This window comes from uncultured Mobiluncus sp. (assembly GCF_947087965.1).
Taxonomy (GTDB): domain Bacteria; phylum Actinomycetota; class Actinomycetes; order Actinomycetales; family Actinomycetaceae; genus Mobiluncus.
The window spans coordinates 78259-88981 of record NZ_CAMUES010000001.1 but is presented as its reverse complement, the minus strand read 5'-3'; the positions used below and the strand labels follow the sequence as shown (position 1 = coordinate 88981).

The window sequence follows — 10723 nt, the reverse complement described above, 5'->3', positions numbered from 1 at the left end:
ATCGAAGCATAGGAATGTTTTTGTTGTGGTTTTGTGTCATTTGATGTACCATAAACTCATGGGATATAATTTTTACACTATTGCTGATGTTGCTGACATGCTGAAGGTTTCTCACGGCGCAGTGCGTAACCTCATCAATAACGGAGAGCTCAAAGCTATCCAGATTGGCGGGCGCGGCCTCTGGCGCATCGAGGAATCTGCAATGGAGGAATATATCAAGGGACAATACGCCCAAAGCGAGGAAAAAATCGCTTCCGGGGCAGCCTTGGTGGACTAGCCCTTTCTTTCGCAGCCCCCGCTTGATTAACCGCTCCTGGTTACACACTTGGCGGGGGCTGACGTTTTTTATTCCCAGTAGTGCTCCTCAACGCGGGCAAGAGACATAGAGAAGTCCAGACAGTGCAATGGCTTCATGGCGACCGTGATCGACAATATCCACAAAGTCCGCACCAACTCTCTCAATGTAGCCTTTCAAAGTCTGGTTGTGAGTGGTGAATTGGACTTCGCGGCGGGTGGCGGCAAACTCGCGCAGCTTCACTGTGCCTGGAATTCTCGCTTCAACCAAAGTGGGCCATTGCGGTACGGTCCCCAGGCCGGAAACGACTTCGATGGCCGAGTACCTTATGAAGATATCCATACGCAGCAAGCGCAGTATCAGCCAACTCGCTGCAGCATCAGCGACTTCACCACGCAGCGATTCCCCATTGATGAGCCTAATCTCGACCGCAGTGCCCTTACTAGCTAATAAACGGCCAGAGAGCGTCACCTCCGCTGCATCCGCCGCTGACAACTCAGTCGCTTCGGCTTGCCGCTGTACGCGCAGCTTCGCCGCAAAATCAGCCGAGAGATCGTCAAGATAATCGTCATGCTCCACGCACTGTAGTCTAACTCACCCACCGTAGCGAGAGTAGCAAAACATATTTCTAACTACCAAAAATGCTGTAAACAGCCTTAAAAAGCCGGATGTTGACAAAGAAACAAAAAAAATCTTAGGATAAGGAATCAAACGCTATCAAACGTGTAATAACTAAATAAAACTCGCTAACAAAGGGAAATACTATGAAAACCGCACTTCTTGAACCCAATACTGTCGAAACCAATGACTCTGCTGAGGCGACTCGCCCTACGCCTAGCACCGCCCCCGCATCCGTACCCTCAATATCCCTCTCCTCTGACGTGAGCTCGCAGCCGATAGCCACCGAAGTTACCGAAAATCTACTGATGGAAACCGAACGGGGATTCCAGCAGGAGGTCAAGCATCATGAGTCTGGCCAAAATGATCTGAAGCACGCCGCCGCACTCGTGACGAACCAGCGACTCCAGCCAGTAGTCGGTCCCGCCTTGAAACGCCGTCAGGTAGCCAAGCCGTCCTTGCGGAGTTTGGTCAAGGCAACTTATGCCCAGAGGGGTCAGACATGGCACTCGATAGATCCGCAACACCGAACAGAGAAATCCGGACACCCCGGTACAGCCCCAGACCCCGTAAGGACCCAAGGGAAATCTTTCATTGAGGATGTCCAACATTCCCCTCGAGTTTGGGCCGCTCAGATGGCTCGGTGCGGGCTAGAAATCATTGAGGGCATGCGCCCTTTGTCCCAAATGACTCGCTGGGCCTCGCCACAGGCTTATCGTTACCTCGAACAGCGCCGAAACGCTATTGGTTCCAAACAAAAGCCACAGCCGGGACTCATCGGAGGTAAGACACGCCGGGTGTCACCAGTGAGGGTGCTCAGTGCCCACAGCCGGGCTACCTCCGCGACCACCCACGAAGCGGTTGTCGTACTCAATGATGGCCAGCGGACTCGTGCCGCCGCGCTAACCTTAGAAAATCATGGCAATCAATGGATGATTGCCGCGATTCGCCTGGGCTAAAATGAGACCCTCAGCCCCGCCGTTTTGCCGCACGACGCTGCGCTCTGTTGCCCTGCGGAGCTTGTTCAGTGGAGCCATCGCTGGAATAAGAGATTTGTGAGTTCATAGCCTGATGTCCGGTATCGCCCATAACCGTGCGATTCGCGGATACCGATTTCAGACCGGCTCTGCGCCCGGATTTCTTAAAGTTGCGGGCTTTCTTTTTTGCCGCGCTCTTAGAGAGAGGCGCTTTGCTGTCCGGTGTCGGCTCTTCCGTTACTTCCGCCTGGCCTTCGCCAGCCTCCCCAGCTTCCTGAGCTGCGGCTTCAGCGCGCTCCAGGGCATCGACAAAGGCCTTGACGTACCCAAATACATTCTGGACAGTCTCTTCCTTAATACGTCCCATCATGGCGCTGAACATGAGGTAGCCCTCAGTCTTATATTCCACCAGGGGGTTGCGCTGGCCCATCGCCCGCAGCCCGATGCCTTCCTTCAGGTAATCCATCTCGTACAGATGCTCACGCCACAGCCGATCCACCACCGAAAGCAGAACTCGCCGTTCCAACTCCTTCATCGGTTCATCGCCCAGCTGGGCTTGCGCAATGGGATTTTCCGCCAAAGACTTACCGGCTAGCTCATACTGCAACTTGGCGTCATCAACCAGCTGCTCGGTGATGAAATCCGTGGTCAAAGCCGATTTACCGCCCACCGCGTTTTCCAAATCCTCCACCGAAAGCGACACCGGGTAGAGATTCTTTAGCCCCGCCCACAAGGTCTTTAGATCCCATTCGCTGGTATCGGGAAGGTCCGTGGCCTGCGCAACCGCATCCGCAATTGTGCCCTCGATGAAGGAGTCAACCGTGGCCGAGAGGTCCTCCCCACGCAGCACTCGTCCCCGTTCCCCGTAGACAGTTTCGCGCTGCTCAGTCATCACATCGTCGTACTTCAAAACATTTTTACGGATTTCCGCGTTACGACCCTCCACCTGGGTTTGCGCCGAACGAATCGCGCCGGAAACCATCTTAAACTCCATGGGAATGTCCTCGGGCAGACTCGAACGCATCACGTTGCCGAGCCAGCCTTGGTTGGCAAAACGCATCAGCTCGTCTTCCATCGACAGGTAGAAGCGGGAGCGGCCGGGGTCTCCTTGACGTCCCGCACGACCGCGCAGCTGGTTGTCGATACGGCGCGACTCGTGGCGTTCCGTGCCCAAGACGTAGAGTCCACCAAGTTCCACAACCTCGTCGTGTTCCTGAGCCACCTTGGCTTTGGCATCCTTCAAGGCTTGGGGCCAAGCAGCCTCATATTCTTCAGAGTTTTCCTCCGGATCCAGCCCGCGGTCTTTCAAATCCTGTACCGCCAAGAATTCGGCGTTGCCGCCCAGCATAATATCGGTACCGCGTCCGGCCATGTTGGTCGCGACTGTGACCTGACCCTTTCGGCCAGCCATCGCCACAACTGCAGCTTCACGTTCGTGCTGTTTCGCGTTCAACACCTGGTGGGGAATCTTCCGCTGGTTCAGCAGGTGCGAGAGGTATTCGGATTTCTCCACCGAGGTGGTGCCGACCAGGACAGGCTGGCCGCGGTGATAGTTTTCTTCGATGTCCTCAACGACCGCGTTGAATTTCGCTTCAGCGGTTTTGTACACCACGTCGTCTTTGTCCTCGCGAATCATGGGTTTGTGCGTGGGAATCGGCACCACGCCCATCTTGTAAACATCGTTAAATTCGGCGGCCTCGGTCTCAGCGGTACCGGTCATGCCAGCACGCGAACCTTTCGGATAGAGACGCACGTAGTTCTGCAGAGTAATCGTGGCCAAAGTCTGGTTTTCAGCCTTAATCTCTACGCCTTCTTTAGCTTCAATCGCCTGGTGCATCCCTTCGTTGTAGCGCCTTCCGGGCAGGACACGCCCAGTGTGCTCATCAACAATCAGCACTTCCCCTTCCGGGGTGACAATATAGTCTTTATCCAGCTTAAACAGCTCTTTAGCCTTAATGGCGTTATTCAAAAACCCAATCAGGGGCGTGTTGGCGACCTCATAGAGATTGTCGATACCCAGGTAGTCCTCAACTTTGTCAATACCGGGTTCCAAGACCCCCACGGTACGTTTCTTTTGGTCCACCTCGTAGTCTTCTCCGGGGTGCAAATCCTGGACAATCTTGGCGAAATCCGTATACCAGTGGTTGACATCGCCCTGGGCGGGACCGGAGATAATCAGGGGGGTACGGGCTTCGTCAATCAGAATGGAGTCCACCTCATCGACGATGATGTAGTTGTGTTCCCGCTGCACTAGGTCTTCGACTCGTTGTGCCATATTGTCGCGCAGGTAATCGAAACCGAACTCATTGTTGGTGCCGTAGGTAATGTCGCAGTTGTACTGTTTGCGGCGTTCCTCGGGATCCATCTGAGCCATGATGATGCCGGTGCTCAGACCCAAGTAACGGTATACGCGTCCCATCAATTCGCCCTGGTAAGACGCCAGGTAGTCGTTCACAGTGACAACGTGTACGCCTTTGCCGCTCAGCGCCCGCAGGTAACACGGCAGCGTAGCTACCAAAGTCTTGCCTTCACCGGTCTTCATTTCGGCAATGTTGCCCCAGTGCAGGGCCGCCCCGCCCATAATCTGTTCCCGGAAGTGACGCAGCCCGAGCACTCGATCGGAAGCTTCGCGAACGGTCGCGAAAGCCTCAATCATGAGGTTGTCGAGTTTCTCACCCTCTTCCAGGCGCTGCTTGAACTCGTCAGTCTTCGCTTTCAGTTCGCTATCGCTCAACTCGCGGTATTCGTCTTCAAGCAGGTCCACCGCATCAGCTACTTTCACCAGCTTTTTAAGGACTTTACCTTCACCGATGCGCATGAACTTATCAAGTAAGGACACGTTTTGCCTTCCTTTTCAGGTCTATGGGATGGCCTTATGGGGCTATCCATTGAGGTCAACAGCCTTTTATCGACGATTGTCAGGGGTTTGTCCCGACCGTGACGACTCAGCCTTGACCATTTTAGTTGAAAGCGCCTAGCTTCGCGAAAGCGAGGCGCGAAGCTCCGTTTTTTTGGGGGGGGGAGCAGTTACTTTGGCTCACCGAAGATAAATAAAGAGGGACCCTGGGACTGCGTCCCAGGGTCCGGCCTTAAACTTAGTCGTTCAGCTTGCAGGTTGCGTCTAGGCGAATCACGCCATAGGTCCAGCCTTTCCGGTGGTAAACCACTGCCGGCTGCGCAGTCTCGGAGTCAATGAACAGGTAGAACGGGTGACCCACCAATTCCATCTCATCCAGGGCATCCTCAACACTCATGGCCCGGCTTTCGTGTAGCTTTTCACGCACAATGACGGGAGAATCACCCAACTGCTCCTCGCGAGACTCACCCAGTTTCAACGGCGGCTTGGCGACGGGAGCCTCAGCCGTTTCCGGAATCTCCACATCCAATTCCACGTCCGGTGGAATCTCATATTTGCGGTGATCCTTAGCCCGATCCCGAGCTCGACGCAAACGCTCAAAAAGTTTTCCGGCGGCAATATCCACAGCGGCGTAGCGGTCTGACGAAGACGCCTCCGCCCGCACCACCGGCCCTTTGCCGAGAACAGTCAGTTCGATACGTTCCGCAGTATCAGCTTGTCGCGGATTCTTTTCATGCGTCAGTTCCACATCGACACGTTGCGTACGGGGAGCCAGCTGCTCCACCTTGGCCATTTTTTCCTCGATATATTCCCGAAAATTCGGGTGGATTTCAGCATTACGTGCTTTCACGGTGATTTCCATGAGGGCCTCCTTAGGTTAGGAATTGGGTTCCAACTATCATTTGCTGGGACGGAGTGTTCGGTTCTCACCTCTTTCTCACGCAAGTGCACTCCGGTGTGTCACCTGCGATTTTTGCATGTGCTTTATATTTTAGAGCACACCGCAAAGCCGTGCAGGACTTCCACTTACTTTTCGGAATTCTCCGTGGATGATACTGGCATTTCGCGCCGTGATGAAGCGAAAACCAGCCCCGCAAGGACGGCTGCGTCTAAACCGGACAAAACGCGAATCATTTCTCTCAAAGTCGCCCCGGTGGCGCTGACATCATCGATTATCAGCAGGCTCTTGCCGGCAAGTTCGCGTTTTGCCACCGCTGTACTGCCACGAACCTGCATTTTGCCGTGCCGATTCAAGTTGCGAGATTCCCACCCCAAACCAGCTTGAGTCGTGGAGCCTGCCTGCAGTTCCAGGATTTCCAGCACCGATGCCTGGCGACACAGCCCCGCTCGCACCAGTCCCCGCACCGCACCCTGAGCGAATGAGGCGGCAACCGCAGAAGGATCACGAGGATGGGTGGAGGGGGCTGGGACTACGAACATCTCCTCCCAGATTGTACCGTCCGTTCCAGATTTGTCCCTAGCTAGCAGGCCTTCTGACACCAAGCCCTGCACTGCCGATTGACCCGCAGCGGTGAAATACCGGCGCAAATCCCGCCGTTTATCATGCTTACCAGTCAAAACCACGCGTCGCATCGGGCCGTCATATTTGGCGATGGCAAATATTGGAACGTTTGTTACATTTTCTTCGTCCTCAGCTATCTGCAGCGGGAACGGCCGTCCCAGCATCTGCGCCAAACAGGTGTCACAGATTTCTTCATCCCAAGCTCCACAGCCGACGCATTCCGTGGGCAACAATACCTTTCCCAGTTCCCCTGCGGCGTCCCAGAAACCCGAGAAAACCACCATAGCGCGTTCTCTCCCTGACTATCCGGGGTAGCTGGGATCGGCGACCCCGTTGAGGACTTGCTGCCAGTTCCTACCGGAACGCTTGTATAAATCGCCACTCATAGTAATCAGATAAATCTGGTTTTCTTCCTCGCCGGCGGCCAAATCTACAGCGTTCTTAACCCCCGGCAAAGTTGATACCGGTCCAAAAAGCGGAGCAATTCGAACGGTAGTGTTGTCTCCTGAACCAGTCAGCAACACCAGGGAATCTCCTTGCAACCATGCAATTGCGGGAACAATCTCATTCCCGGCCTGCAACGTCACCGGAGCGGAAAACGATTTCGGAGCGCCCGAGCCGTCCCGAATGACCACCGCGACACTCACAATGTCTGCCTGAGCTACGTGGCGTACGAAGGCGACCCGTGTTCCGTCGGGGCTAACGGTAAAGGCATGGACCGGGTCTCCGGTTTCCCACGGCACTTCCAAATTCGTCCTGGTTCCATCGGGACGCAACGCAATAACTTGGCGCGGATTAGCTGTATCCAGAGTCCAAATCCAACCGTTTCTATCGATGGAAGCAGCCAACAGCTCTCGACCGTTATACAACTTCGTCACCGCACCGTGCCCCCACATATAAAGCCGGCGATAACTGGAATCTGTAAAGACGATTTCGTTGCCAGCGGTAGAAATAGCCGGGTTCGTGATATCGCCGGAAGCCACCACCCCGGCAGGCACCAGGACCTCGGTGGCTCCGGAGTTCAGACGCACCACGTTGCCGTCTTTGACCATAATGGGGAATTGCGGCGTGGTACTTTGCGTGATTGGATTCGTGTTCTCCAAAGGCACTTTGCCGATACTCAAACTGACGGTAGAGATTCCCGAAACATCGCGCAGTGTCGACTCTATCTGCCAATACGCCAAGTTAATCGTGGTGGGATCGCTGAAAGCATCCGGGACATTTAAAGACACGTTAGCGACCCCGTCAAAAACATCGACCGCTCCCCCTGCCAAAGTGCTACCGGCGGGGAAAGCAGAGCGAACCGCCCCTTTAAAGCCAGCTTGCGGCCCCGCCAAGAGCGCATTAACCAGGTAGGTAGGCAGCCGTCGACGCGGATACCAGCGCAAATCCGGGACCAAAGCTCCCGCATCGTTGGTGAGGAAGTACACGGGAGCCGAAGCGTAAATCGAGCTGAAAGCCGATTGGGAAAGCATCACTCCGTCCTCCAAAGCCGCGATACGCCACTGATTGTCGGCGGGCTTCACCAGAGAAAACACAGTACGAACCCTCTCGGAGGGACCTGCCACGGTATAGTTTCCATGCTCGTCGACGCTTCCGAGCGCGCGAGCGGTCACTTCGACAGAGCCATCGCCCAGTTGACGAGTCTCCAGCGCGGAATCCGTATCGAAAATTTCGACTTGAACATCGGGGCGCCAGTCTATCGCCGCTTTGGGAGCGAGGAACGAACGTGCCACGGTGAAGTCATCGGAATATCCCGCCGAACAGGCACGAATAAAACCGGTCACAATTTGTTCCACGGTTGCGTTCGGGACGGGCCCGGGGGCGCTCAAGCCTAGCAGCGGCTGATTCATGCCGACTCGTACTTCAGAATCATTGACAGGACCGGCAGTTGGTAACGCGGCACAACCGACCAGGCTGAGGGCAGAAATGCCGCCGAGGACAGCGCCCCACCACGGAGTTCGATGTTTGTTTAACATGGCTACACCTCCCCATTTTTCCCCAGAGCGTCCGACACGTTCGCAGGCGTTATTGCTTTTTCCGGCACAGGTTGAGGCGGAACGTAACTATCCAAGGTAGGTTCCACATAGTCAGTAATATCCAGAGGCGAAGGGCCAATCTCCATATCGTGACGCCGTGGCAGGGTCAGCAAGAACGACGAACCATAGCCGGTTTTGCCCCATGCCTGCAGAGTGCCCCCAGACAGGCGAGCATCCTCTAGAGAGATGGCCAAGCCCAACCCGGTACCGCCCGTGGTCCGCGCTCGTGCCGGGTCAGCACGATAGAAACGATCAAACACTCGGCTGGTCACTTCCGGTGACATCCCCACCCCGTGATCAGAAACCCGCAGAGCCACGGCAGTTTCGCTGGAATCGGTAGTAATTACTACGGGATTTCCTTCGGAGTGCTCAATGGCGTTAACCAGCAAATTCCGCACGATACGGGTCACTCGGCGGGTATCAAGCTCCGCTGCGCAAGGGTACTTTGGCGGGTTAAAGATGACCCGGCACCCCACCTGTTCAGCCAAAGTAGCGTTATCCTCCACAACTTGCTCAACGAGTTTGTTCAAGTTCACCATCTCAAAATCGAGCCGGGCAGACCCGGAGTCAATACGCGAAATTTCAAGCAAATCCGCCAGCATGGCATCGAACCGATCAATCTGGTCATGCAGCAGTTCCGCGCTTCGCAGCGCGGCAGGGTCAAGTTCTTCGCGGGCATCATAGATGACGTCATCGGCAATCCGCATCGTGGTCAACGGGGTGCGCAACTCGTGGGACACATCGGAGACAAAACGCTGCTGTAGCCGGGACATCTGGCCCAGAGTATCAATCTTGGACTGCAAGGAATCCGCCATTTTATTGAAGGAATCAGCCAGTTGCGCGGTTTCATCCTGGCCTTGTGAGAGTACACGTGCGTTCAAGTCCCCAGCTGCCAAGCGTTCCGCCGTGCGCACCGTGCGGCGCACCGGCACCAGCACGGAATAGACCACTACCCAGGTCATGCCCGCCACCAGCACCAGCACAGCGAGGCCGCCACCACCTAAAACCCCCATCACCAGGTTGATTGCCGCCTGTTCGTCAGCCAGAGAGTACACCAGGTAAAGTTCGTGCGCCCCCGCTAAAGGCAGGGTCACAGCAGTTCCCACCGCAATACCGGGATGCCGCTTGCCTTGTGCGTCCGTAATCTCAATAGACTGCCAATGCTGGCCGGTCTTTTGCTGTACCGCCTCACGCAGTTGGGAAGTAATGACTTCCCGCATGTTTTGGGTAGCGATTTCGTTAATGACAAAGGAGGAGGTTTCGCTGGGGTTGCGCAAAATCAGCACGGCGGGGGCACTAGAACCGGAAGTGAGGGTGGAGATTGAGGTGACTACGTCCTGAGCAAGGGACTGTACCTGTTCCACGGTCGAGGCCGGAGCCTGGTCGAAACGATTTTGCGCCGTCCTCGCTTGGGTGGCAGCCTCCTCCAACACCTGATTCAGCCGCTCTTGAAAGATGCCGTTTTTGATGGATGCGGAAGCATAAATCCCTACCGCGAACAGAATCGCAAATGTTGCGACCAGCATGATACTAGCCATCCGCAGAGCCAACGAACGCCGGAGTCGTTTCGGCACCCACGTCGCTTGAGTAACTCCAACTAAATAGCGGGTGGCGCTACCGAAGAATTGCGAGATTCTTCGCTGCCGGCGAGTCCGGCGAAACACCGTGTATTGCGAGGAACTCACTGAGGTTCAGTCCCGATTCGATAGCCCACCCCACGGACTGTGAGAACCACAGTAGGATTATCCGGGTCAAGCTCTACCTTGGCGCGCAACCGCTGGACATGCACGTTGACCAGACGGGTATCGGAAGCGTGACGCAGCCCCCAGACCTGTTCCAGCAATTCTTCGCGGGAAAACACCCGCCCGGGCTTTGTGGCGAGGGCAACCAGGAGGTCATACTCTAGCGGGGTAAGGTTTAAAGGCTTTCCGTCCCGGCTCACCTCGTGAGATGCCAGATTAATTTCCACCCCTGCAGCTTTCAGAATGTCATGTTCTGCCGCTTCTAGGTTGCGCAGCCGGGCGGCGACTCGCGCCAGCAGTTCTTTGGGCTTGAAAGGCTTAGGAATGTAGTCATCTGCACCGGCTTCCAACCCCGCAACCACATCAGTGGTGTCGGATTTTGCGGTCAACATAATGATGGGCACATTCGAGAATTCACGGATTCTACGACAAATCTCGATACCATCCATTCCTGGCAACATCAGGTCAAGCAGCAGCAAGTCAGGTTCAACTTCCCGGAACTTGTCCACGGCTTTTGCGCCGTCGGCACAAAAACTTGGCTCATAGGCGGATGATTCCAAAATAATGCCAATCATCTCGCTTAGGGCTTGGTCATCATCTACTACCAGGATTTTTGCACTCATATTCCTATTTTGTCACGATTTCACAATTTGCGGGAAGACCCGCAGAGGAG

9 protein-coding genes are annotated in these 10723 nt (G+C 55.3%); 2 read left to right on the top strand and 7 right to left on the bottom strand.

What is annotated here, in order from left to right:
* The first annotated feature begins 58 nt into the window (after positions 1–58).
* Entirely contained in the window at positions 59–277 is a 219-nt protein-coding gene (locus tag Q0V70_RS00405) for a helix-turn-helix domain-containing protein (protein WP_282922157.1), read from the top strand.
* Between the two features lie 87 nt (positions 278–364).
* Here Q0V70_RS00405 and Q0V70_RS00400 read toward each other — a convergent pair whose 3' ends face one another.
* Complete coding sequence (locus Q0V70_RS00400; RefSeq protein ID WP_297587148.1) at positions 365–874, bottom strand: hypothetical protein; 510 nt, start codon at positions 872–874, stop codon at positions 365–367.
* A gap of 185 nt (positions 875–1059) precedes the next feature.
* On the opposite strand from Q0V70_RS00400, the gene Q0V70_RS00395 reads away from it, so the two are divergent.
* The gene (locus tag Q0V70_RS00395) at positions 1060–1872 is read left to right on the top strand and encodes an Rv3235 family protein (RefSeq protein WP_297587146.1); all 813 of its coding nucleotides are present in this window, start codon (positions 1060–1062) and stop codon (positions 1870–1872) included.
* A gap of 10 nt (positions 1873–1882) precedes the next feature.
* On the opposite strand, the gene secA is transcribed toward Q0V70_RS00395, so the two are convergent.
* The 6 genes from secA to mtrA form a co-directional block, all read right to left on the bottom strand.
* Complete coding sequence (gene secA, locus Q0V70_RS00390; protein ID WP_297587144.1) at positions 1883–4729, bottom strand: preprotein translocase subunit SecA; 2847 nt, start codon at positions 4727–4729, stop codon at positions 1883–1885.
* A gap of 256 nt (positions 4730–4985) precedes the next feature.
* Complete coding sequence (gene raiA / locus Q0V70_RS00385) at positions 4986–5609, bottom strand: ribosome hibernation-promoting factor, HPF/YfiA family (protein WP_297587143.1); 624 nt, start codon at positions 5607–5609, stop codon at positions 4986–4988.
* Positions 5610–5773: 164 nt separating this feature from the next.
* Positions 5774–6553, bottom strand: coding sequence for a ComF family protein (locus Q0V70_RS00380; protein ID WP_297587141.1), 780 nt, complete (start codon positions 6551–6553; stop codon positions 5774–5776).
* An 18-nt stretch (positions 6554–6571) separates the two neighbouring features.
* On the bottom strand, positions 6572–8248 hold the full coding sequence (locus tag Q0V70_RS00375; RefSeq protein ID WP_297587139.1) for an LpqB family beta-propeller domain-containing protein: 1677 nt from the start codon (positions 8246–8248) through the stop codon (positions 6572–6574).
* Positions 8249–8250: 2 nt separating this feature from the next.
* A complete protein-coding gene (mtrB, locus tag Q0V70_RS00370) occupies positions 8251–9993 on the bottom strand; it encodes an MtrAB system histidine kinase MtrB (protein WP_366126362.1) in 1743 nt (580 codons plus the stop codon).
* Entirely contained in the window at positions 9990–10673 is a 684-nt protein-coding gene (mtrA, locus tag Q0V70_RS00365; protein ID WP_282922165.1) for an MtrAB system response regulator MtrA, read from the bottom strand. The genes mtrB and mtrA overlap by 4 nt, the downstream gene beginning before the upstream one ends.
* Positions 10674–10723 lie beyond the last annotated feature (50 nt).

Coding starts and splice junctions, on each gene's coding strand:
- Q0V70_RS00405 (WP_282922157.1), top strand. CDS start 59: ATGGGATATAATTTTTACACTATTGCTGATGTTGCTGACATGCTGAAG.
- mtrA (WP_282922165.1), bottom strand. CDS start 10,673: ATGAGTGCAAAAATCCTGGTAGTAGATGATGACCAAGCCCTAAGCGAG.
- Q0V70_RS00395 (WP_297587146.1), top strand. CDS start 1,060: ATGAAAACCGCACTTCTTGAACCCAATACTGTCGAAACCAATGACTCT.
- raiA (WP_297587143.1), bottom strand. CDS start 5,609: ATGGAAATCACCGTGAAAGCACGTAATGCTGAAATCCACCCGAATTTT.
- Q0V70_RS00375 (WP_297587139.1), bottom strand. CDS start 8,248: ATGTTAAACAAACATCGAACTCCGTGGTGGGGCGCTGTCCTCGGCGGC.
- Q0V70_RS00380 (WP_297587141.1), bottom strand. CDS start 6,553: ATGGTGGTTTTCTCGGGTTTCTGGGACGCCGCAGGGGAACTGGGAAAG.